Source organism: Streptomyces griseocarneus (assembly GCF_014655595.1).
Taxonomy (GTDB): domain Bacteria; phylum Actinomycetota; class Actinomycetes; order Streptomycetales; family Streptomycetaceae; genus Streptomyces; species Streptomyces griseocarneus.
Genome location: NZ_BNBL01000012.1, coordinates 15,229 through 37,932 on the forward strand (window position 1 = coordinate 15,229; position 22,704 = coordinate 37,932).

Annotated in this window: 21 protein-coding genes; 15 read left to right on the plus strand and 6 right to left on the minus strand. The window is 71.3% G+C overall.

The window, feature by feature from the left end:
• Positions 1-71 precede the first annotated feature (71 nt).
• A complete protein-coding gene (locus tag IE295_RS26310; protein ID WP_190066273.1) occupies positions 72-1,523 on the plus strand; it encodes a menaquinone biosynthesis decarboxylase in 1,452 nt (483 codons plus the stop codon).
• Positions 1,520-2,425 carry a menaquinone biosynthesis prenyltransferase MqnP gene (gene mqnP / locus IE295_RS26315; RefSeq protein ID WP_190066274.1) on the plus strand — a complete coding sequence of 302 codons (906 nt, stop codon included), beginning with the start codon at positions 1,520-1,522 and terminating at the stop codon, positions 2,423-2,425. The genes IE295_RS26310 and mqnP overlap by 4 nt, the downstream gene beginning before the upstream one ends.
• Positions 2,426-2,508: 83 nt before the next feature.
• Here mqnP and IE295_RS26320 read toward each other — a convergent pair whose 3' ends face one another.
• Positions 2,509-3,618, minus strand: coding sequence for a hypothetical protein (locus tag IE295_RS26320; RefSeq protein ID WP_190066275.1), 1,110 nt, complete (start codon positions 3,616-3,618; stop codon positions 2,509-2,511).
• Between the two features lie 150 nt (positions 3,619-3,768).
• Between IE295_RS26320 and IE295_RS26325 the strand changes: the two genes are divergently transcribed.
• Positions 3,769-4,458, plus strand: a complete 690-nt coding sequence (locus tag IE295_RS26325) for a UbiX family flavin prenyltransferase (protein WP_190066276.1) — start codon at positions 3,769-3,771, stop codon at positions 4,456-4,458.
• On the opposite strand, the gene IE295_RS34200 is transcribed toward IE295_RS26325, so the two are convergent.
• Positions 4,455-4,589, minus strand: coding sequence for a hypothetical protein (locus IE295_RS34200; protein WP_263454117.1), 135 nt, complete (start codon positions 4,587-4,589; stop codon positions 4,455-4,457). The two genes, IE295_RS26325 and IE295_RS34200, sit on opposite strands and share 4 nt — an antisense overlap.
• Positions 4,590-4,727: 138 nt before the next feature.
• Here IE295_RS34200 and IE295_RS26330 point away from each other — a divergent pair, with 138 nt between their 5' ends.
• The 6 genes from IE295_RS26330 to IE295_RS26355 all read left to right on the plus strand — a co-directional run bounded on the left by IE295_RS26330 (position 4,728) and on the right by IE295_RS26355 (position 11,055).
• Positions 4,728-5,183: an Lrp/AsnC family transcriptional regulator gene (locus IE295_RS26330; protein ID WP_086567598.1), complete on the plus strand. Its 456-nt coding sequence runs from the start codon at positions 4,728-4,730 to the stop codon at positions 5,181-5,183.
• Positions 5,184-5,248: 65 nt separating this feature from the next.
• Complete coding sequence (gene mqnE, locus IE295_RS26335; RefSeq protein WP_190066277.1) at positions 5,249-6,412, plus strand: aminofutalosine synthase MqnE; 1,164 nt, start codon at positions 5,249-5,251, stop codon at positions 6,410-6,412.
• A gap of 82 nt (positions 6,413-6,494) precedes the next feature.
• Complete coding sequence (locus IE295_RS26340) at positions 6,495-6,794, plus strand: DUF4229 domain-containing protein (RefSeq protein ID WP_190066278.1); 300 nt, start codon at positions 6,495-6,497, stop codon at positions 6,792-6,794.
• Between the two features lie 132 nt (positions 6,795-6,926).
• Positions 6,927-8,258, plus strand: a complete 1,332-nt coding sequence (locus IE295_RS26345) for a dicarboxylate/amino acid:cation symporter (RefSeq protein ID WP_190066279.1) — start codon at positions 6,927-6,929, stop codon at positions 8,256-8,258.
• A gap of 95 nt (positions 8,259-8,353) precedes the next feature.
• On the plus strand, positions 8,354-9,046 hold the full coding sequence (locus tag IE295_RS26350; RefSeq protein ID WP_224323546.1) for a TetR/AcrR family transcriptional regulator: 693 nt from the start codon (positions 8,354-8,356) through the stop codon (positions 9,044-9,046).
• A gap of 116 nt (positions 9,047-9,162) precedes the next feature.
• Positions 9,163-11,055 carry an AMP-dependent synthetase/ligase gene (locus IE295_RS26355; RefSeq protein WP_190066280.1) on the plus strand — a complete coding sequence of 631 codons (1,893 nt, stop codon included), beginning with the start codon at positions 9,163-9,165 and terminating at the stop codon, positions 11,053-11,055.
• Between the two features lie 47 nt (positions 11,056-11,102).
• Here IE295_RS26355 and IE295_RS26360 read toward each other — a convergent pair whose 3' ends face one another.
• Both IE295_RS26360 and IE295_RS26365 read right to left on the minus strand, forming a co-directional pair.
• Positions 11,103-12,257 carry a lipase family protein gene (locus tag IE295_RS26360; RefSeq protein ID WP_190066281.1) on the minus strand — a complete coding sequence of 385 codons (1,155 nt, stop codon included), beginning with the start codon at positions 12,255-12,257 and terminating at the stop codon, positions 11,103-11,105.
• 84 nt (positions 12,258-12,341) lie between these two features.
• The gene (locus IE295_RS26365) at positions 12,342-13,364 is read right to left on the minus strand and encodes an AraC family transcriptional regulator (RefSeq protein WP_190066282.1); all 1,023 of its coding nucleotides are present in this window, start codon (positions 13,362-13,364) and stop codon (positions 12,342-12,344) included.
• Positions 13,365-13,483: 119 nt separating this feature from the next.
• On the opposite strand from IE295_RS26365, the gene IE295_RS26370 reads away from it, so the two are divergent.
• On the plus strand, positions 13,484-15,310 hold the full coding sequence (locus IE295_RS26370; protein WP_190066283.1) for an AMP-dependent synthetase/ligase: 1,827 nt from the start codon (positions 13,484-13,486) through the stop codon (positions 15,308-15,310).
• Between the two features lie 136 nt (positions 15,311-15,446).
• Here the strand turns inward: IE295_RS26370 and IE295_RS26375 are convergent, their stop codons facing one another.
• Positions 15,447-15,650: a cold-shock protein gene (locus IE295_RS26375; protein ID WP_003984261.1), complete on the minus strand. Its 204-nt coding sequence runs from the start codon at positions 15,648-15,650 to the stop codon at positions 15,447-15,449.
• Positions 15,651-15,945: 295 nt separating this feature from the next.
• Between IE295_RS26375 and IE295_RS26380 the strand changes: the two genes are divergently transcribed.
• On the plus strand, positions 15,946-16,836 hold the full coding sequence (locus IE295_RS26380) for a menaquinone biosynthetic enzyme MqnA/MqnD family protein (protein WP_224323545.1): 891 nt from the start codon (positions 15,946-15,948) through the stop codon (positions 16,834-16,836).
• A 99-nt stretch (positions 16,837-16,935) separates the two neighbouring features.
• Here the strand turns inward: IE295_RS26380 and IE295_RS26385 are convergent, their stop codons facing one another.
• Positions 16,936-18,174, minus strand: a complete 1,239-nt coding sequence (locus IE295_RS26385; RefSeq protein ID WP_190066284.1) for an alpha/beta hydrolase — start codon at positions 18,172-18,174, stop codon at positions 16,936-16,938.
• A gap of 163 nt (positions 18,175-18,337) precedes the next feature.
• Here IE295_RS26385 and IE295_RS26390 point away from each other — a divergent pair, with 163 nt between their 5' ends.
• The 4 genes from IE295_RS26390 (at position 18,338) to IE295_RS26405 (ending at position 22,571) form a co-directional block, all read left to right on the plus strand.
• Entirely contained in the window at positions 18,338-20,002 is a 1,665-nt protein-coding gene (locus IE295_RS26390; protein ID WP_190066285.1) for a serine/threonine-protein kinase, read from the plus strand.
• Between the two features lie 77 nt (positions 20,003-20,079).
• Positions 20,080-21,288: a cyclic dehypoxanthinyl futalosine synthase gene (gene mqnC, locus IE295_RS26395; protein WP_190066286.1), complete on the plus strand. Its 1,209-nt coding sequence runs from the start codon at positions 20,080-20,082 to the stop codon at positions 21,286-21,288.
• A 10-nt stretch (positions 21,289-21,298) separates the two neighbouring features.
• Positions 21,299-21,859 (plus strand): amidohydrolase family protein, encoded by a 561-nt coding sequence (locus IE295_RS26400; protein WP_190066287.1) that lies wholly within the window; start codon positions 21,299-21,301, stop codon positions 21,857-21,859.
• A 97-nt stretch (positions 21,860-21,956) separates the two neighbouring features.
• Positions 21,957-22,571 carry a Uma2 family endonuclease gene (locus tag IE295_RS26405; RefSeq protein ID WP_190066288.1) on the plus strand — a complete coding sequence of 205 codons (615 nt, stop codon included), beginning with the start codon at positions 21,957-21,959 and terminating at the stop codon, positions 22,569-22,571.
• Positions 22,572-22,704: the final 133 nt, after the last annotated feature.

The following is a 22,704-nucleotide window of genomic DNA, read 5'->3' on the forward strand; positions in this document are numbered from 1 at the left end:
GAGCGGTGATGCGGGCCGCTCGGCGGCCCCCGTGACGGGTCCAGGGTAGTGCGTGCTCGATACTGGAACGCATGGCTTACGACGATCTTCGCTCCTTCCTGCGGGCACTGGAGCGCGATGGCGATCTCAAGCGCATCAAGGCTGAAGTCGACCCGTACCTGGAAATCGGGGAGATCGTCGACAGAGTGAACAAGTCGGGCGGTCCCGCGCTCCTCTTCGAGAACGTCAAGGGCGCGGCGATGCCGCTGGCCATGAACGTCTTCGGCACCGACCGCCGCCTCCTCAAGGCCCTCGGCCTGAAGTCCTACGAGGAGATCAGCGAGAAGATCGGCGGGCTGCTCAAGCCCGAGCTGCCGCAGGGCTTCATCGGCATGCGCGAGGCCTTCGGCAAGCTGGGCGCGATGGCGCACGTACCGCCGAAGAAGGTCAAGGACGCGCCGGTCCAGGAGGTCGTCCTCACCGGCGACGACGTCGACCTCGACCAGCTGCCGGCGCTCTTCACCTGGCCCGAGGACGGCGGCTCCTTCTTCAACCTCGGTCTCACCCACACCAAGCACCCCGAGACCGGCGTCCGCAACCTCGGCCTCTACCGCCTCCAGCGCCACGACAAGCGCACCATCGGCATGCACTGGCAGATCCACAAGGACAGCCGCAACCACTACCAGGTGGCCGCCAAGCGCGGCGAGCGCCTGCCGGTCGCCATCGCCTTCGGCTGCCCGCCGGCCGTGACCTACGCCTCCACCGCGCCGCTGCCCGGCGACATCGACGAGTACCTCTTCGCCGGCTTCATCCAGGGCAAGCGCATCGAGATGGTCGACTGCAAGACCGTCCCGCTGCAGGTCCCGGCGCAGGCCGAGGTCGTCATCGAGGGCTGGCTCGAGCCCGGGGAGATGCTCCCCGAGGGCCCCTTCGGCGACCACACCGGCTTCTACACGCCGCAGGAGCCGTTCCCCGCGCTGACCATCGACTGCGTGACGATGCGCCGGCGCCCGCTGCTCCAGTCGATCGTCGTCGGCCGCCCGCCGACGGAGGACGGGCCGCTGGGCCGGGCCACCGAGCGCTTCTTCCTGCCGCTGCTCAAGGTGATCGTCCCCGACATCGTGGACTACCACCTGCCGGAGTCCGGCGGCTTCCACAACTGCGCGATCGTCTCGATCGACAAGAAGTACCCCAAGCACGCCCAGAAGGTCATGCACGCCATCTGGGGCGCGCACATGATGTCGCTGACCAAGCTGATCATCGTCGTCGACTCCGACTGCGACGTCCACGACCTGCACGAGGTGTCCTGGCGAGCCCTGGGCAACACCGACTACGCCCGCGACCTCACCGTCGTCGAGGGCCCGGTCGACCACCTCGACCACGCCTCGTACCAGCAGTTCTGGGGCGGCAAGGCGGGCATCGACGCCACCGCGAAGTGGCCCGAGGAGGGCTACACGCGCGACGGCGGGTGGCCGCAGATGGTCGAGTCGGACCCGGAGACCGCGGCGAAGGTCGACCGCCGCTGGAAGGAGTACGGACTGTGAGCGCCTCCGCCGCCGCCGTACCGCAGATGGGCCGCGCCCGCGGCTTCCTGCGCGTCGTCATGATCGAACACTCCGTCTTCGCGCTGCCCTTCGCCTACATCGCCTCGCTGACGGCGATGTTCGTCGAGGAGGAGCGCATCGACTGGTGGCGCCTGCTGCTGGTCACCGTCGCCATGGTGGGCCTGCGCACGTTCGCCATGGCCTGCAACCGCATCATCGACCGCGAGATCGACGCCCGTAACCCGCGCACCGCCTCCCGCGAGCTGGTCACCGGCGCGGTGTCCGTGCGCTCGGCGTGGACCGGCGCGCTGATCGCCGTCGTCTTCTTCCTCGGCGCGGCCGCCCTGCTCAACCCGCTGTGCCTGGCGCTGGCGCCGATCGCGGTGGTCCCGATGGTGGTCTATCCCTACGGCAAGCGCTTCACCGACTTCCCGCACGCGATCCTGGGCCTCGCCCAGGCCATGGGCCCGGTGGGCGCGTGGCTCGCGGTGACGGGGGAGTGGTCGTGGGACGCGGTGATCCTCGGCCTCGCGGTCGGCGTGTGGATCGGCGGCTTCGACCTGATCTTCGCCTGCCAGGACGTGGCCGCCGACCGCGCCCACGGCGTGAAGTCGACCCCGGCCCGCTTCGGCATCCCGGCCGCGCTGTACGGGGCGCGCGTGTGCCATGCGATCACCACGGCGCTGCTGGTCTGGTACGCGCTGGCCACGCACGCGGGCGTGTTCTTCTGGACCGGGCTCGTGGTGGTCGCGGGGGCCTTCCTCTACGAGCACGCGATCGTCCGGCCGGGCGATCTGTCGCGTCTGAACAGGGCGTTCTTCACGGTGAACGGTTTCATCGGCATCGCGCTCTTCGTCTGCGCGCTGCTCGACCTGCTGGTGCGGGGGCTGTCGCCGGCCTGACCGCCGTACGGACCTGAAAAGGGGCGGCCCCACCTCTCGAGGTGGGGCCGCCCCTTTCATGCCGTCACGTGCGTGTCACGGCGTCAGATGCCCTCGAAGCCGCTCTTCTCCGGGCGCACGTGCCTCCCCGATCCGTCCTCGTCGCCGAGGCGGTCGCCGCCCATGGTCATGAGCGCGCCGAGGAGGTCCTGCGGCTTGAGTTCCTTGGCGCCGGCGGGGGCCTCGACGGCTGCCGTGTCGCCGGCCTTGAGGGTGATGGTCAGCGGCAGTTCGCCCTTGGCCTTCTTGTCGAACTGGGCGGCGTCGACGGTCAGCCCGGTGAGCGTGCCGTTCTTGATGGCGACGTCGACCGTGACCTTGTCGGGGAAGTCCTCGAGGTCGTCGTCCGCGGCCTTGTCCTGCTTGCCGAAGGGGTTCAGCTTGTCCTTCAGGGGCTTGAGGCCCTCCTTGACGTCCTCGGCGACCTTCTTGGCCGGGACGGTGACCAGCACGTGGTCCACGCCGTTCTTCTTGCCCGCGTCCTTGAACTGCGCGTTGTCGCCGAGCGCCTTGCGGAAGGCGTCGAGGAACCGCTTCTGGGACTTGCCGTCGGGCGAGAAGGGGTTCGGTCCGCCGGCGGAGTCGCTGCCCTGGGACTTGGCGAACTCCTCGGCGGCGGCGTTGTCGAGGACGACCCACTCGCCCTTGAGGGCGCTCTTGACCGCGCCCATGGAGGCGGGCAGCTGGTCGGCCTTCTTCATCATCTCGTCGAGGGCCGCCCCCGGCGTGCTGCCCGGCCCCGAGGCCCGGCCGCCCCTGCCGGAGCTCTGGACGAGGGAGACGACCTCCTTGAGGTCGCTGCGCACGTAGGACTTGCCGTCGGTGGAGCGGACCTCGACGAGCTGCTTGCCGGCGCGGTTCACCTTGTAGGCGACCTTCGCGCTCTTGTCGTCCTTGTCGGTGACGTCCTTGAGCGGCTTGTCGTAGGCGGCCGAGAAGGAGTACTTCATGCCCGCGAGCACGTCGGCGTCGTCGCGGTCGAAGTCGTCGGTGTCCTTGAGGGCGCCGTAGATCTTCTCGGCGTCCGCGTCGAAGGACATCTCCGCGGAGTACGACTTCTGCTTGCCCAGTTTGTCGAAGGCGCGCTCGACCTTGGCCGCGGTACCGAGCTTGCCGGGCTCGCAGGCGGTGGACGCGGCGGCTATGAGTGCCACGCCGGCGAGCGCGGCGAGGCCCTTGTGCGTGCGGTGGATGATGACTCCCCCAATTGACTGATCCTGGGCAAAACCTAATCAATGCCAGGAAGATTAAGCATGTCAAAGGACTTTTCGGCCGTGACTCCGGCCTGCGGATAGGCTCGGGGCGTGGAGCGGTACGAACACACAACGCAGCGCCGGCCGTGGGTGGTGGGCGTTTCCGGCGCGTCCGGGACGCCGTACGCCGCGGCCGTGGTGCGCGGGCTGCTGGCGGCGGGCGAGGCGGTGGACCTGGTGGTCAGCCGGGCCTCGCGGCTGACGCTGCTGGACGAGACGGGAATCGCGTTCCGGGACGCGCACTGGCGGGACGACCTGCGCGCCTGGCTGGCGCTGGGGGCGGACGGCAAGCCGGCGACCTTCGACGCCGACGTGTCCGACGTGCGGTACTGGGCGGCGGGCGACCTCGCCGCCGGGCCGTCGTCGGGCTCGTATCCGGTGAAGGGGATGCTGATCGTCCCGGCGAGCACGGCGTGTGTGGCCGGAGTGGCCATGGGGCTGTCGAAGGATCTTCTGCAGCGAGTGGCGAGCGTGACGCTCAAGGAGCGACGGCCGTTGATCGTCGCGGTGCGGGAGACGCCGCTCAGCGGACAGACGCTCAAGCAGCTCGTGGCGCTCGACGAAGCGGGAGCCGTGGTGCTGCCCGCCTCACCGGCGTTCTACGCGGGGGCGACGCACATCCAGGATCTGGTGGACTTCGTCGCCGGACGGGTGCTGGACGCGGCGGGGGTGCCGCACCGGCTGTACCGCCGATGGGAAGGAGAACTCGGTGGTGCCAGTGGTCCCCGCCGCGCGGGTTAGCGCTTCTTCGCGCGCGGGATGCGGATCTTCGCGGCCGTACGGCGCGAGTCGGCGGGCTGGTGGGCACGCGAGCGGTTGGCCAGGTCCTGCAGCTCACGCATGCGGGCGTAGGCCATCTCGATCGAGTACACGGGCGCTTCACTCCTGAGATCGAAGGATCGTCGTTGATTCGCTGATCTGGTGAAAGATTTGCGGGGCTTGGAGCCCCGTACGCCTTAGATTCTACACGTAAACCGGCGACTTCGCTGATTATTGAAAGGTGCCAGGCAATGGACGCGGTGGACAGGCAGCTCATCCAGGCTCTGCGGGAGAACGGCCGGGCCTCGTACGCGGAGCTGGGCAGGCTCGTCGGCCTGTCCGGGCCGAGCGTCACGGACCGGATCAACCGCCTGGAGGCGGCGGGCGTCATCACCGGCTACCGCGCGACCGTCAACTCCGCGTCGCTCGGCCTCGGCGTCACCGCGCTGATCGGCATTCAGCTCTCGGACGCCGCCGACCACGAGGACGTGGCCCGGCGGCTGCGCGACCTGGAGGAGATCGAGGACTGCTGGTTCATCGCCGGCGACGACTCCTACATGCTCAAGGTCCGCGTCGGCGACGTGGACGGCCTGGAGCGCACCATCCGCCGCCTGTCGGGCACCAAGGGCGTCAGCCGCACCCGCACGACCATCGTGCTGTCCACCAAGTGGGAGAACCGGGTGGGTGAGCTCCCCGAGGAGGCGTGAGGGCGGGGGAGTACGCTCGTTGAGGTTGACGCAGCAGCGGAAGTGACAGAGAGGCGGGCGCATCCATGGACGCGGGGCTCAAGCGTGAGCTGGAGGAGAAGGTCCACGCCGGTGAGCGGCTCACCCGCGAGGACGGCATCGCTCTGTACGAGTCCGACGACCTGGCCTGGCTGGGCGGCCTCGCCAACGAGGTGCGCACGCGCAAGAACGGCGACGTCGTCCACTTCAACGTCAACCGTCACCTCAACATGACCAATGTGTGCACGGCGTCGTGCGCGTACTGCTCGTTCCAGCGCAAGCCGGGCGAGAAGGACGCGTACACCATGCGCATCGAGGAGGCCGTCCGCCTCGCCAAGGCGATGGAGAACGAGCACCTCACCGAGCTGCACATCGTCAACGGCCTCCACCCCACCCTGCCCTGGCGCTACTACCCGCGCTCCCTGCGGGCGCTGAAGGAAGCGCTGCCGAACGTCTCCCTGAAGGCCTTCACCGCCACCGAGATCCAGCACTTCGAGAAGATCTCCGGGATGCCCGCCGACGAGATCCTCGACGAGCTGATCGACGCCGGCCTGGAGTCGCTCACCGGTGGCGGTGCGGAGATCTTCGACTGGGAGGTCCGCCAGCACATCGTCGACCACGACACCCACTGGGAGGACTGGTCGCGCATCCACCGCCTGGCGCACTCCAAGGGCCTCAAGGGCCCCTGCACGATGCTCTACGGGCACATCGAGGAGCCCCGCCACCGCGTGGACCACGTGCTGCGGCTGCGCGAGCTGCAGGACGAGACCGGCGGCTTCCACGTCTTCATCCCGCTGCGCTACCAGCACGACTTCGTGGACATGAAGGACGGCAAGATCCGCAACCGCCTGCAGGCGCGCACGTCCATGGCGACGGGCGCCGAGGCGCTCAAGACCTTCGCGGTCTCGCGGCTGCTGTTCGACAACGTGCCGCACGTGAAGGTGTTCTGGGTGATGCACGGCGTCCAGACCGCCCAGCTCGCGCTGCAGCACGGCGCGGACGACATGGACGGCTCGGTCGTGGAGTACAAGATCACCCACGATGCCGACAACTACGGCACGCCGAACAAGCTCACCCGCGACGACCTGCTGGAGCTCATCCGCGAGGCCGGCTTCCGGCCGGTCGAGCGCAACACGCGCTACGAGATCATCCGCGAGTACCCGGGTCCGGACGCCTCGCTGCGCGAATCGCCGCAGCCGATGCGGGTCTGAGATCCACTTCGGGGCGTGCTGTACTGGCTGTGTTTGACTGAGCCTGCCCCTTTCGGTCGTCGTCGAGAAGAAGGTCCCGTCCGTGAGTAGCCAGAAGTACGCGTCGCTCCGCTACACCGCCCTGCGTCTCGGCCTGCTCGTCGCATGCTTCGCCCTGGTGTGGGTGCTGTGCTACGCGCATGTCATCCCGCTCGGGGTCGGTGACTCCAACCTCGTCTGGATGGTGCTGCTCGCGCTCGTCCTCTCCGCTCCGCTCAGCTGGGTCCTGCTGCGCAAGCAGCGCGACGCCATGTCGGAGCAGATCGTCGAGCGCGTGGACCGGGCCAAGGCCCGCTTCGACGCCAGCGCCGGCCAGGAGGACGGCGCCCGCAACGGCGCGTAAGTCTTCTCACACCTCATCGACGCCCTGTCGCGGAATACCCCTTCCGCGCCAGGGCGTCGGCGCATTTCGGGCACCGCGCGCCTCAAAGTTTCCCTTTGGGTGACTCAAAGTGCCGGTGTTAACGTGGTCGGCATGTCGACGCCCCCGTCCAACCCGGCGTCCGCTCAGCGCGGGCGCATATCGCGCATCCTGTCCGTCCCCTTCTGGGCCCAGATCCTGCTCGCCCTCGTGCTGGGCGCCCTGCTGGGCTGGGTCGCCAAGAGCGGTGACGTCTCCTGGCTGCAGACCGCCCTCGACAAGACCGGCAGCATCTTCGTCCAGCTGCTGATGGTGGTGGTCGCGCCGCTGGTGTTCTTCGCCATCCTGGTGTCGATCACCAACCTGCGGAACGTCTCCAACGCCGCCCGGCTGGCCACCCGCACCCTGCTCTGGTTCATGATCACGTCGCTGATCGCGGTCGTCATCGGCCTCGCCATCGGCCTGCTCACCGACCCGGGCGCCGGCACCGGCCTGACCGCCGCCGACGGCGCCGAGCCCAAGAAGCACGGCTCGTGGCTGGACTTCCTCACCGGCATCGTCCCCACCGACGTCATCACGCCCTTCACCGAGCTGAACGTCCTGCAGATCGTCTTCATGGCCGCCGTCGCCGGCGTCGCCGTGCTGCAGATCGGCGAGAAGGCCCAGCCGCTGCTGACCTTCAGCGAGTCCGTGCTCCAGCTGCTGCAGAAGGTGCTGTGGTGGGTCATCCGGCTCGCCCCGCTCGGCAGCCTGGGCCTGGTCGGCAAGGCCGTCTACACCTACGGCTGGGGCCTGATCAGCAAGTACGCGACCTTCACCGCCGACATCTACGTCGGCTGCGCCATCGTGCTGTTCGGCGTCTACCCGCTGCTGCTGGCCACGGTCGCCAAGGTCAACCCGCTGCGCTTCTTCAAGGGCGCCTGGCCGGCCATCCAGCTGGCCTTCGTCTCCCGCTCCTCCGTCGGCACCATGCCGCTGACGCAGAAGGTCACCGAGCGCCTCGGCGTGCCGAAGGAGTACGCCTCCTTCGCGGTGCCGTTCGGCTCCACGACCAAGATGGACGGCTGCGCCTCGATCTACCCGGCCATCGCCGCGATCTTCGTCGCCCAGGTCTTCGACGTGCCGCTGGAGATCAAGGACTACGTCCTGATCGTCTTCGTCTCGGTCATCGGCTCCGCCGCGACCGCCGGCCTGACCGGCGCCACGGTGATGCTGACCCTGACCCTGTCGACGCTGGGCCTGCCGATGGCGGGCGTGGGCCTGCTGCTGGCCATCGACCCGATCGTGGACATGATGCGCACCGCGACGAACGTCGCCGGGCAGTCCGTGATCCCGATCATCGTCGCGTCGCGGGAGAAGATCCTGGACCGCGAGGCGTACGAGACGGCCGACGGCTCCCGTCTGGAGCCGGCCGCGCCGGCGGAGCCGGAGCCCGTCGCCGCGTGAGCGGGGCGGCTTGATCTCCACCCTTGACGTCCCTCCTCCCCGTGATATTACCTGCCGGTAACGTGACGGGGGGGAGGGATTTTGTCATGAATGTCATGAGTTCCATCAAGCCCGCGCAGTCCGGAGCCAAGCGCAAGGGCAGCGGCAAGACCAAGCGGATGCCCCGGGAGGTGCGCGAGCGGCAGATGCTCGACGCGGCCGTGGAGGTGTTCGCCCGGCGCGGCTACAACGCCGCGTCCATGGACGAGATCGCCGAGCTGGCCGGCGCCTCCAAGCCGCTGGTGTACCTCTACCTGAACTCCAAGGAAGACCTCTTCAGCGCGTGCATCCGGCGCGAGGCCGAGGCGCTGCTCGCGGCGGTGCGGGGGGCGACCGAGCCGGACGCGCCCGCCGACCGGCGGCTGTGGTGCGGGCTGCTCGCCTTCTTCGCGCACACCGCCGAGCACCCCGCCGGCTGGGCGGTTCTCAGCTGTCAGGCCCGTACCCACGGGGAGCCGTTCGCGCTGGTGGTGGCGGGGCTGCGGCAGCAGATCGTCGACCTGGTCACCCGGCTGATCGGGGAGACCGCCCGGGCCGCCGCGCCCGCCGTGCCGCTGGCGCCCCACGAGGCCGCCGGGCTGGCGCACGCGGTCGTGGGTGCCGCCGAGTCGCTGGCGGGCTGGGCCAACTCCGGGGCGGGCACCGTGCCCGCGGAGAAGGAGACGGCGGAGACGCTGATGAACGTGGTGTGGGTGGGGCTGGACAACCTCATGAACGGGCGGCGCTGGACGTGCGCCGCCCGCCCGTGAGCCGCCCGGGCCGGCGCGCTCTGGTCGGCCCCCGCCACCGGGCGTACATTTACGGCCATAGATTTACCGCTGAGTAAGGTTACTTGCCGGTCTCGCATGTGGGTCAGGAGCCGCACGTGTCCGCACCGCACAGCACCGCCTTGCCTCCGCTCGTACCGCCCCGCACGACGGCCGTCGCCGGCGTCGTCCGCGAGGCCTTCGTCCCCCCGCTCGCCGGCCCCGCCCCGCGCGGCTCGCTCGGCGACCTCCCCTTCGACAACGCCGCCGAGGCCCCCGACGACGTGGTGCTCGGCCGCAGGCAGCCCGACGGGCTGTGGCGCGACGTCAGCGCCGCCCGCTTCGCCGCCGAGGTGCGCTCGGTCGCCAAGGGCCTGATCGCCCAGGGGCTGGAGCCCGGCGACCGGCTCGCCATCATGGCCCGCACGTCCTACGAGTGGACGCTGCTGGACTTCGCGGCCTGGGCCGCGGGCCTGGTCACCGTCCCCGTCTACCCCACCTCCTCGCCCGTGCAGACCCACTGGATCCTGCGCGACTCCGGGGCGGCCGCCTGCGTCGTCGAGACCGCCGAGCAGGCGGAGCTCGTCGCCGCCGGGGACCTGCCGGACCTCGCCCGCGTGTGGCGCCTGGAGGAGGACGCCGTCGGCGAACTCGTCGCCGCCGGACGGTCCCTGCCCAACGCCGTGGTGGACGAGCGGCGCGCCGCCCGTACCCCCGACGACATCGCCACCCTCATCTACACCTCCGGCACCACCGGCCGCCCCAAGGGCTGCGTCCTGACGCACGCCAACTTCTTCGCCGAGGTCGACAACGCGACGGGGTTGCTGCACCCGGTCTTCAGGGCCACCACCGGCGAGCCCGCCGCCACCCTGCTCTTCCTGCCGCTCTCGCACGTCTTCGGGCGCATGGTCGCGGTCGGCTGCCTGCGGGCGCGGGTCCGGCTGGGGCACGCCCCGAGCATCCGCACCGAGGAATTGCGCGCCGACCTCGCAGGGTTCCGGCCGACGTTCCTGCTGACCATCCCCTACGTCCTGGAGAAGATCTACAACACCGGCCGCGCGACGGCCGAACGCATGGGCCGCGCCGACACCTTCGACCGCGCCGCCGGCGTCGCCCGGCGCCACGGCGAGGCCGTCGCCGCCCGCCGGCACGGCACCGGGCCCGGCCCGGGGCCGCGGCTGAGGGCGGCCCGGGCGCTGTACGACCCGCTGGTCTACCGCCGCATCCGCGCCGCGCTCGGCGGCCGGGTCCGCTACGTCATCAGCGGCGGCTCCCCGCTCGGCCCCCGGCTCGCCGCCTTCTACGCGGGCGCCGGCATCGAGGTCTTCGAGGGCTACGGCCTGACCGAGACCACGGCCGCCGCCACGCTGACCCCGCCGCTGCGCCCCCGCCCGGGGACGGTCGGCTGGCCGCTGCCCGGCGGCGGGGTGCGCATCGCCGAGGACGGCGAGGTGCTGCTGAGCGGCGGGCACGTCTTCGCCGGGTACTGGGACGCCGCGGGGCGGGCGGCGGTGCGGCCGGACGAGGGGGAGTGGTTCGCCACGGGGGACATCGGCGCGCTCGACGACGACGGCTACCTGACCATCACCGGCCGCAAGAAGGAGCTGATCGTCACCTCGGGCGGCAAGAACGTCGCCCCCGCCCCGCTGGAGGACCGGCTGCGGGCGCACCCGCTGGTCGACCAGTGCGTGGTGGTCGGGGACGACCGGCCGTACGTCGCGGCGCTGATCACCCTCGACGAGGACGGCTTCGCGCACTGGCAGAAGATGAACGGCCTGGAGGAGGTGCCGCCGCAGGAGCTGGTGGCGGACCCGGCGCTGCGGGCCGCGCTGCAGGAGGCGGTGGACGACGCGAACACGCTGGTGTCGCGGGCGGAGTCGATCCGGCGGTTCACGGTGCTGCCGGTCTCCTTCACCGAGGAGTCGGGGCACATCACGCCGTCGCTGAAGCTCAGGCGCGCCGCCATAGCGCGGGACTTCGCCGGTGAGATTGCGGACCTGTACGGCGGCTGAGCCCGGGCGGGTCCGGGGGCTGCGGCCCCCGGACCCCGTGCGTCCCGCTAGCAGTTGCCGCCGGCCGGCTTGCCCGCGAAGCGGTCGGCCAGCCAGTTGGCCGCCGGTATCGATTCGGTGATCACGCCCAGGACGTGCTCGCCCAGCGGCAGCGACTTCCACTGGACCGTCGCGCCCTTGGCGCACCAGTCGGCGCGCAGCTGCTTGCCCACGCCGTACGGGATCAGTTCGTCGATCACCCCGTGGTAGAGGTACACGGGGTGGTCCGGCGCGTGGGTGCCCAGGTCGGAGGCGCGCAGGGCGCGCTGCCAGTCGGCCTCCTGGAGGGGGTTGGTGACGGTGACGTCCGAGATGCGCTTGAAGAGGCCGGCGACGGCGTCGACGGCGACGCAGTGCTTCTTCATGAAGTCGACGTAGGAGCGGCCCTTGGCGTTGAGGTAGCGGTCCAGGCCGAGCTCGGGGTAGGCGGCGTTCTGGCCGGCGGCGGCCATCAGGACGAGGCCGGCGCCTATGCCGCCGTTGTTGTACTCGGCGGTCTTGAGCAGGTCGGCGGGCACGCCGCCGGTGGCGGTGCCGCGCACGTCGAGCTCGGGGGCGTACGAGTCGTGCAGCTCGGCCGCCCAGCTGGTGGCCTGGCCGCCCTGGGAGTAGCCCATGATGCCCACGGGGCTCTTGGTGCTCAGCCCGGCGGCGGGCAGCCGCTGCGCGGCGCGGGCGGCGTCGAGGACGGCGTGGCCCTCGGCGCGGCCGACGGCGTAGGTGTGCTCGCCCGGGGTGCCCAGGCCCTCGTAGTCGGTGACGGCCACGGCCCAGCCGCGCAGGGTGAGTTGCTGGATGAGGTTGGCCTCGAGCGTGGTGCCGCGGGGGAAGCCCGCGGAGGGGGCGCACTGGTCGGCGAGGCCGACCGTGCCCACGGCGTAGGTGACCAGGGGGCGCGGGCCCTTCCGGCCGTCCTGGGGGACGATCACGGTGCCGGAGACGACGTTGGGCGCGCCGCGGGCGGTCGTCGAGCGGTAGGTGATGTGCCAGGCCTTGGTGCCGGTGGGCTGGCCGGGCAGGGGGTGGAAGGAGGTGGGGGCGGAGGTGACGATGTCGCCGGGTGATCCGGCCGGCTGCCCGGTGGCGGAGGCGGTGCCGTTCGTCAGGCCGAACGAGACGGCCAGCGCGGCGAGCGCGGTGAGGGCTCTGGTGCGCAGGTGCATGCGGCTCTCCCAACTGTCCGGTGCTGCTGAGGCAGTTGGGCCGACCGTAGTGACCGGTGGGTAATGCGGCGTTGACCAGGAAGCTCAGCTTCGCTGACCGCGGAGCCGGTAGACCCCGGGGGTGACGCCGGTCCAGCGGCGGAAGGCGCGGTGGAAGGCGGTGTCCTCGGAGAAGCCGAGCCGGGCCGCGAGCTCGGCGATGGGCTCCCGGCCCTCGGCGAGGCCCGCGATCGCCGCGTCCCGCCGCACCTGGTCCTTCAGCCGCTGGTACGAGGTGCCCTCCTCCTGCAGCCTGCGGCGCAGCGTCGCCGGGCTGACCGCGAGGCGGGCGGCCAGCTGGGCGACCTCCGGCAGCCGGGCCGGGCGGCCCTCGCGCAGCGCCCGCACGAACGACCGCCGCACCTGTTCGGTGACGGTCGTGCCGTACTCGCGACGGCTGAGCAGCTCGGCCGGGGCGCGCCGCAGCAGCTCGCTCAGGCTCTCCTCGTCGCGCACCAGGGGCGCCGCCAGCCAGCGGGCGTCGAAGGCGGCGCCCGTGCTCACCGCCCCGAACCGCACGGGGCAGCCGAACATCAGGGCGTACTCGCGGGCGTGCGGCGGCTCCGGGCAGGCGAAGCGGGCCCCGTGCAGCGGGATGCGCCGCCCGATCAGCCAGCTCGCCAGCCGGTGCCAGATGACGACCGCGCACTCGGCCAGGAAGCGGCCCTCGTCGTCGTCGCCCAGGTCGTTGCGGACGGTGAACACCGCCCGGCCGTCCTGCCGTTCGAGGGCCAGGTCGGGGCCGCCGGGGAAGAGCCCGTAGAAGCGGACGGCCCGCTCCACGGCGCTGCCCAGGTCGCGGCAGCCCAGGCAGGCGTAGCACATCATGGCGAAGGTGCCGGGTCTGCTGGGTGCCGGTCCCAGGCCGAGGAACTCGTCGCCCGTGGCGCGGTGCAGGGCCCGTATCAGGTGGGCGAACCGCTCGGCCGGCACCCGCGCCCGGTCGTCGCCGAGGAGCAGCGGGGGGATGCCCGCCCGCTGCAGCAGGGGCACGGTGTCGATGCCGAGCCGTCGCGCCCCGCCGAGCGCGTCCCGCAGGTGGTGCACGCTGATCGTCGGCATGCTCATGCCCTGCACGGTAGCCCGCCTGAGCGCCGGGGTCAGTGGCGCTGACGCTTCCGGTCATCCCTGGAAGACGGGCGCGCTCCATAGCGTCGGTAAGGGTGGGACGACTTCCAGGAGGCGGCATGGAGCGCGCACGGCCCGGCACACTCGCGACCTTCATCGACTGGACGGCCGAACGGTACGGAGAACTGCCCGCGCTGCGCTTCCGCTCGCGCGAGGAGGGCGGCGGCTGGACGGAGACGACCTTCACCGCGCTGCGGGAGGAGATACGGGCCGTCGGGCGCGGACTGATCGCGCTCGGGGTGCGGCCGGACGACCGGGTGGCCATCGTGTCCGAGACCCGGCCGGAGTGGACGATCGCCCAGTTCGGCGCGCTGACCGCCGGGGCCGCGGTGGTGCCGGTCTACCCGACGGCCGGCGAGGACGAGCTGGTCTGGGTGCTGGGCGACTCGGGGGCCTCGGTCGTCGTCTGCGAGGACGCCGCGCAGGCGGCCCGGGTCGCGGCCGTACGGGCCAAGCTGCCGGCGCTGCGGCACGTGGTGCTGATGGACACCGAAGGCTGCGCGCCGGGGGAGCTCGCCCTGCGCCGGCTCCCCGGCGGGGCGGCCCCGGACGAGGTCGAGAGCGAGCTGGAGAAGCGGAGCGCGGCCCGCAGGGGCGAGGACCTGTGCACCGTCATCTACACCTCCGGCACCACCGGCCTGCCCAAGGGCTGCCGCCTCACCCACGCCAACATCGTCTCCAACCAGGACGCCACCGCCCACCTCACCGAGGGCGGCCCCGGCTCCACCACCTACCTCTACCTCCCGCTCGCCCACGTCCTCGGGCAGATCATCCAGCTGACCTCGCTGCGCCGGGGCGGCACGCTCGCCTACTTCGGCGGGAAGGTGGAGAACGTCGTCGCGGAGCTGGCGGAGGTCAGACCCACCCACCTGCCGTCGGTGCCCCGGCTCTTCGAGAAGATCCACGCCCAGGTGGTCTCCCTCGCCGAGGCCCAGGGGCCGGCCGGGCGGGCGCGCCTGGAGGAGGCGATACGGACCGGGGTGGCGGTGGCGGACCTGCGGGCGCGGGGAGAGGAGCCGGCGGGGGAGCTGCGGGCGGCGTGGGAGACGGCGGAGGAGAGCCTGTTCTCGCTGGTGCGGGCGGCCTTCGGCGGGCGGCTGCGCTGGGCGCTGACCGGGGCCGCGCCGATCGCGCCGCAGACGCTGGACTTCCTGCGGGCCTGCGGCATCGACGTCTACGAGGGCTACGGGATGACCGAGGGGTCGGGGGTGATCACGGTCAACCACCGGGGCGCGGTCCGGCCCGGCACGGTCGGGCGGGCGGTGGAGGGGAGCGAGGTGCGGATCGCCGGTGACGGCGAGGTGCTGGCCCGGGGGCCGGGCGTCTTCGCCGGCTATCACGGCAATCCGTCGGCGACGGCCGAGGCGGTCGACGCCGACGGCTGGCTGCACACCGGCGACCTGGGCACGCTGGACGCGGACGGCTATCTGACGATCACCGGACGCAAGAAGGACCTGATCATCACGTCGAGCGGCAAGAACCTCGCGCCCTCGCCGGTGGAGTTCGCCATCCAGCAGTCGCGCTTCGTCTCCCGCGCGGTGATGGTGGGGGACCGCCGCCCGTACGCGGTGGCGCTGCTGACCCTGGACGCGGTGGAGGTCGAGGCGTGGGCGGCCCGGGAGGGGGTGGACCTGCGGGCGGCGGGTCCGGCCCGGCACCCGCAGGTGCGGCGGCTGTGCCAGGAGGCCGTCGACGCGGCCAACGCCCGGGTGGCCCGGCCCGCCCGAATCCGTGCGTTCGCAATCCTGAACGAGGACTTCAGCGTGGAGAACGGCGAGCTGACGCCCACCCTGAAACTCCGCCGGGCGGTGGTCGGTGAACGCTATGCGGCCGAAATCGATGCGCTGTACGAACGCGGGGACAAAGGTTCGGTTGAGGGGAGTTAGGGGAGTGGCGGCAGTGAAATGAGTGATAAAGCAAGGTGAAAAAGGCAGGAGCCCTGCCTTCCGCGGAAACGGAAGGCAGGGCTCCTTGGGTACAGCACGATCGACCGCGATCCGGTCGGCCGGAGAGATCCGAAGATCAGACCGGGGTGACGTTCTCGGCCTGCGGACCCTTGGGGCCCTGCGTGACGTCGAAGTTGACCTGCTGGTTCTCCTCGAGGGAGCGGAAGCCAGAGGCGTTGATCGCGGAGTAGTGAACGAAGACGTCGGGGCCCCCGCCGTCCTGGGCGATGAAGCCAAAGCCCTTTTCAGCGTTGAACCACTTCACGGTTCCGGTAGCCATAAAGCCCTCCTTGGGCCCAAAGGGTTGCCCTGCTCCAGAACCTGCGAGAAGTCTGAAAACTACAAAAGCCTGCGGGTCACATGCTCCGCAGGCTCTGTACTGCAAGGGAAACCAAACTGCAACTTGCGGCGAGCCTAGCACGCCAGGTTCTTCCGGGGAAGGAGTCAAAGATCACGCCCCTGGGGGGTTTTCCGGCCCTTCGCTCCGGAAAAGATGTTCGTTCGGGCCGGTGCGGCGGCACCCCCGCGGCACCCCCGCCCCAGCGGTCGCCGGAGCCCGGGGCTAGCCTCCGGATGTGGACAATTCAGCCTCAGACGTAGCGATCGCCGACGATGTGCCCCAGCCGCTCCGCAGCCGCCCGCGCGTCGGCCACATCCAGTTCCTCAACTGCCTGCCCCTCTACTGGGGCCTCGCCCGCACCGGCGCGCTGCTCGACCTGGATCTGACCAAGGACACCCCGGAGAAGCTCAGCGAGCGGCTCGTCCAGGGAGACCTCGACATCGCCCCCGTCACCCTGGTCGAGTTCCTCAGGAACGCCGACGACCTCGTGGCGCTGCCGGACATCGCGGTCGGCTGCGACGGGCCGGTGATGTCCTGCGTGATCGTCTCGCAGCTGCCGCTGGACCGGCTGGACGGCGCCCGGGTCGCCCTCGGCTCCACCTCGCGCACCTCCGTGCGGCTGGCGCAGCTGCTGCTCGCCGAGCGCTACGGCGTGACGCCCGAGTACTACACCTGCCCGCCCGACCTCGGCGCGATGATGCAGGAGGCGGACGCCGCCGTGCTGATCGGGGACGCCGCCCTGCGGGCCTCGCTGCACGACGCGCCCCGGCTGGGCCTCGAGGTGCACGACCTCGGGCAGATGTGGAAGGACTGGACGGGGCTGCCCTTCGTCTTCGCGGTCTGGGCCGCGCGCCGCGACTACCTGGCCCGCGAGCCGCGGATCGTGGCCAAGGTGCACGAGGCGTTCCTGGCCTCCCGGGACCTGTCCCTGGAGGAGGTCGGCAAGGTCGCCGAGCAGGCCGCTCGCTGGGAGGCGTTCGACGCCTCGCTGCTGGAGCGCTACTTCACCACGCTGGACTTCCGCTTCGGCCCCGCGCAGCTGGCAGGGGTCGAGGAGTTCGCCCGCCGCACCGGCCCGGACACGGGCTACCCCGCCGACGTGCGGGTGGAACTGCTGAAGCCCTGACCCCCCGCGGGGGGTCAGGGCTCCGGAGCGAGTGATGTGCGTGCCGCCGGGCCGGCGGCGCCGGGCTCCCGGGGAACAGACCGGGAGCCGGTGGGGGGATCAGGGGGCGACGGGGCCTTCCATGTGCTCACTGATCCACTGCATGCTGCCCGCGTCCATGCCCTCGATGTAGGTCTTGGCGTTGTGCCGCCCGCCCTCGATCTTCTGCAGGCGCGTGTGGACGGGGCCCTTGTTGCCGTAGGTGGCGATGAACTTGTCCACGTGCGGGATGACGCTGGACTCCTTCGTTCCGTACTGGAACGCGAGGTAGACGTCCGGTCCCTTGGCGGCGATCAGGTTCTTCGCCAGCACCTCGGGGTTGTTCTCGGCCTTCTCCTTCTCGTGGCCGTTCCACAGCCGCGAGTCCGGGACGATGTCCGGGCCGGAGGCGATCACGGCCTTGAACTTGTCCGGGTGCTTGAGCACGGCCTTCAGGCCGGCGAAGGCGCCGGAGGAGGAGCCCATGAAGGACCAGCCGTCGCGCGACTTGATCGTGCGGAAGTTGGCGCGGATCAGGTCCGGGACGTCCTCGGTGAGCCAGGTGCCCATCTTCGGCTGGCCGGGGATGTCACTGCCGTCCCAGTACAGGCCGCCGGTGTCCGGCTGCGGGTTGAGGACCGGCATGGCGAGGATGAAGGGCTTGCCCTTGCCCTCGTTGTACCACTTGGTGATCGACGACTCGAGGTGCAGGCCTCCGTCGTCCATCCAGTAGTTGTTCGGGAAGCCGGGACCGCCGGGCAGCGCGACCATCACCGGGAAGCCGTGGTCCTTGAACTTCGGGTCCTTGTACGCCTTGGGCGCCCAGACCCACACCTTGCCCTTGAAGCCGGACTTCTTGCCGTCCAGGGTGGTGACGGCGACCTGGGTGCCGTCGGAGAGGGTGCTGGTGTTCTTGAACTCGGCCTGCGGGCCGGTCGGCATCGACACCTTCGAGTCCGGCTTGGCGGCGCCGCCGGCGCCGCCCGCCTGGCCGCCGCCGGCCTGGTCCTGGCCGAAGCTGACCGGCTTGCCCTTGTCCGAGAACGGGCCGATCTTGAAGTAGTTCAGGACGCCGGCCGCGATCAGGCCGACGACGGCTATGGACGCCACGACGATCGTCCATTTTTTGGCACGGCCGGCCCGGGCGCGGCCCTGGGACTGGTACGCGCCGTTCGGGTCGTAGTCGCCGCCGAGCGTCGGGTAGGTCTCGGTCTGCTGGTAGCCACCGTGCGGCGGGTAGTCCCCGCCGCCCTGGTAGCCGCCGTTCGGCTGCTGGTATCCCCCGTTGGGCCGGTAGCCCCCGTTGGGTGTGTGCGTCATCGCGTCGCTCCGGATGATGCTGCTGCCCCGAAGGACATGACGGTCTGTTCCGTCCTAGTGGATGGGCAAACCAGGCGTCGGGGTTCCTGGCAGGTGCCGTGAATTGAGTCATAGGCTGATTTCGGGGCCACAGGGCCCCTCCCGGGGGGAGGCGAAAGGCCCGATGCAGCCACTGACGGCAGAGGACCCGCAGGTCATAGGGGCGTACCGGCTGCTGGGCCGGCTGGGGGCGGGCGGCATGGGCCGGGTGTACCTCGGGCGCAGCGCCGGCGGCCGCACGGTGGCCGTCAAGGCCGTACATCCGCATTTCGCCCTGGATGAGCAGTTCCGTGCCAGGTTCCGCCGGGAAGTGGAATCCGCCCGGAAGGTCGGCGGCGCGTGGACGGCGCCCGTGCTGGACGCGGACCCCGACGCCGCCGTGCCGTGGGTGGCCACGGGCTACGTGGCCGGGCCCTCGCTCACCCAGGCCGTCGCCGAGGTGGGGCCGCTGCCGGAGGAGACCGTGCGCACGCTGGGCGCGGGGCTGGCCGAGGCGCTGGCGGCGGTGCACGCGCTGGGGCTGGTGCACCGGGACGTCAAGCCGTCGAACGTGCTGCTCGCGCTGGACGGCCCCCGCCTGATCGACTTCGGCATCGCCCGCGCCACGGACGGCACGGCCTCCCTGACCACGACCGGGGTGTCGGTCGGCTCGCCCGGCTACATGGCCCCCGAGCAGATCCTGGGCAAGGGCGTCACCGGGGCGGCCGACGTCTTCTCGCTGGGTGCGGTCCTGGCGTACGCGGCCACCGGCGAGCCGCCCTTCACCGGCGACAGCTCGGCGGCGCTGCTGTACAAGGTCGTGCACGAGGAGCCGGTGCTGGGCGCGGGCCTTCGCGGCGAGCTGCGCGAGCTGGTCGCCCGCTGCCTGTCCAAGGCGCCGGAGGACCGGCCGGGCCCGCCCGAGGTGGCCCGCCGCCTCGCCCCCGCCGCGGGCGCGAGCGGACTCGTACGGTCCGGCTGGCTGCCGGTGCCGCTGGTGGAGCGGGTGAGCCGGCAGGCGGTGGAGCTGCTGGACCTGGAGGCGGAGTCGGCGGATGCGGTGGCGGGCGCGGCCGGGAGGTTCGGGCCGCCGCCCGGCGCGTACGGCGTGTACGGGCCGGGCGCCACGCAGCCCTCGCACCCGCCGCGCCCGCCCGGAAAGCCGGCCGGACGCGAGCGGAGGTGGCCCAAGCAGCGGTCCGCCCGGGCGGCGGAGCCCGCCGCGGACGCGCCGCAGGGCGGCAGGAGCGTCTCCCTGGCCGCCACGGCGGGCGGGGTCGAGCGGCGCAAGGTGAGCTGCTCGCTCGTGCTGACCGTGACCGGAGTGCTGGCCGCCGGCCTGCTGACCGCCTCCTTCTTCACCGGGCTGCTGCCCGGCACCGGCGACGAGGGCGGGGGCCGCGACGCGGCGTCGCCGCCCCGGTCGTCGCCGAAGGGCAGCGCGGAGACCCGCTCCGAGGTGCCCAAGGACTTCCTCGGCACCTGGACCGGCCAGGTCATCCAGGCCGACGGCGTGCCCAACGGCACGGTGACCAGCACCATCACCGCCGGGGGCAAGGGCTCCTACGTCGTCCGCGCGACCTACTCCGTGCTCGGCGTCATGGAGTGCCGGGCCAAGGCCAGGCTGGTCACCGCGACCGCGGACAGGATCACGCTGGAGGAGGTCACCGACGGCGACCGGCAGGCGCTGTGCACGGGGGAGAAGGCGACCGTGACCTACACCCTCACCGAGGGGGGCCGCCTCGCCTACACCTCCGACGACGCCAAGGGCGGCAGGCCCACCGCCACGCTCACCAGGACGGGCGGCTGACCGGCCCGGGCGGGGCCCGGCGGGGCGTCTCGCGTAGGCTGACCCGGTATCGCATACCCCCTCCGAAGGGACGCCCGGTGACCGACGCCGACCTCAAGTCCTTTGATGTCACAGCCGTCCTCGACCGCGCCGCGGCCGGTGGCCGGATCACCCCGGAGGAGGCGCTCGAGCTCTACCGCTCCGCGCCGCTGCACGCCCTGGGGCAGGCGGCCGACGCCGTGCGCCGCCGGCGCTACGCGGGCACCGAGCACATCGCGACGTACATCATCGAGCGCAACATCAACTACACGAACGCGTGCGTCACCGCGTGCAAGTTCTGCGCCTTCTACGCCCCGCCCAAGAGCGAGAAGGTCTGGACGCGCCCGATGGACGACATCCTGCGCCGCTGCGCGGAGACCGTCGAGCTCGGCGGCACCCAGATCATGTTCCAGGGCGGTCACCACCCCGACTACGGCGTGGAGTACTACGAGGAGCACTTCGCGGCGATCAAGAAGGAGTTCCCGCAGCTCGTCATCCACTCCCTCGGCGCGTCCGAGGTCGAGCACATGTCGCGCATCTCGGGAGTCTCGGCCGAGGAGGCCATCCGCCGCATCCACGCCGCCGGCCTCGACTCCTTCGCGGGCGCCGGCGCCGAGCTGCTGCCGGAGCGGCCGCGCAAGGCCATCGCGCCGCTGAAGGAGTCCGGCGAGCGCTGGCTGGAGATCATGGAGCTCGCCCACAACCTGGGCGTCGAGTCCACCTCCACCATGCTGATGGGCACCGGCGAGACCAACGCCGAGCGCATCGAGCACATGCGGATGATCCGGGACGTGCAGGACCGTACGGGCGGCTTCCGCGCCTTCATCCCGTACACCTACCAGCCCGAGAACAACCACCTGAAGGGCCGCACGCAGGCCACGATCTTCGAGTACCTGCGGATGATCGCCATCGCCCGCCTCTTCCTCGACAACATCGCCCACATCCAGGGCTCCTGGCTGACGGTCGGCAAGGAGGTCGGCCAGCTGTCGCTGCACTACGGCGCCGACGACCTCGGATCGATCATGCTCGAGGAGAACGTCGTCTCCTCGGCCGGAGCGAAGCACCGCTCCAACCGCATGGAGATCATCGACCTCATCCGCAAGGCCGGCCGCGTCCCGGCGCAGCGCGCCACGACGTACGAGCACCTGCTCGTCCACGACGACCCGGCCAACGACCCGGTCGACGACCGCGTGGTCTCGCACCTGTCCTCGACGGCGATCGAGGGCGGCACCGCGCACCCCGAGCTGAAGATCGTCCAGGCGAGCTGACGCACGGGCGATGTCCACGGTCCACCGCGTCCGCGCGGTCCGGCTCACCGAGGGCGGCGAGCTCCTCGAGGCGCCCGGCGGCTACGCCGTCGCCGTCTCCGGCAGCCTGATCGCCGCCATCGGCCCCTACGAGCAGGTGCGCGCGGAGGCGGGCGAGCACGCCCGCGTCCGGGAATGGGACGGCGTCCTCGCGCCCGGCCGCCACGAGCCGCACGCCGCCGCGTACCTCGAGGCCGCGTACCACCCCGACCCCCGCGAGGCCGCCGACCTGGGCACCGAGCCCCTGACCGGCCCCGCCCTCGCAGCGCTGGAGATGACCGACACCCGCTGGGGCGGCAGCGCCCGGCGCGGCGTCCAGCGCCTCCTGGCATCGGGCACGACCACCCTGTCCGGCCCGTTCCTCCGCCCCTCGGTCCGCACCGCCGTCGAGCGCTCCGGCATCCGCGTCCTGCCCGGCCCGCGGCCCGGCACGCTCACGGTCTCCGGCCCCGCCGACTTCGCGGTGTTCGCCGACGACGGCACCGCCCTGGTGACCGTCCTCGACGGCCGGCTGGTGTACCGGCGCCGGTGAGGGCGGCGGGGGCGGCGTGGAAACCCGTTCATCACTTCGGGCGACGCTACCGTCGTATGTGGGACCGCGATCCGTACCCGCGTCCATGGGAGCAGTGATGATCGCAGAACGGCTGGAGAAGGCCACTCCTGAGAACTGGATGTTCCCGCCTGAGGAGGGCTGGACGGTCGACCAGGTCGAGGACCTGGAGCTGCCGTTCGACTGGGAACTCGTGGACGGAGTGATCGTGGTCCGGGGGAGGATGGTGCTGTGGCACAACCATGTGAGGAGCGAAATCGAGCTCCATCTGAAGGGCGCCCGCTGCGCACCTTTCGCTGTCGCCTCGGAACAGTGCGTCCTGATCGACAAGTACAACCCGCCGGTTCCCGACCTCGTCGTGTACGACAAGACGGGCCTCGACCTCTTCCAGGCGAAGTACATCCCGGTGGAGAAGGCCGTCCTCCTGGTGGAAGTGGAGTCGACGGGCTCACGCTACGACGACCGCGTCCGTAAGCCGGAGATGTACGCGGCCGCGGGCGTGAAGAACTACGTGAAGAACTACTGGCGCGTGGAGCGCGGCGAGAACGGCATCCCCGAGGTGCACGAGTACTGGCTCCACAGCGAGACGGGTAAGTACATCTCCGCTCCCGACCGCCCTGTGCACGTCGGGAAGCTGGAGACCGACCGGCCCTTCCCCGTCACGATCGACCTGGCGAGCCTGGTCGAGCTCTGAACGAACCCGTGCCGGGGCGGCGCCGTCAGTGATCCGTATGGACGGCGTCGCCGCACGTCAGGGCGGCGTCAAGGGGAGCGCTTCGGGTCGGTTCCCCCGGCAGGATGAGCGGCGCGGGGGCGGCCGTCGAGAG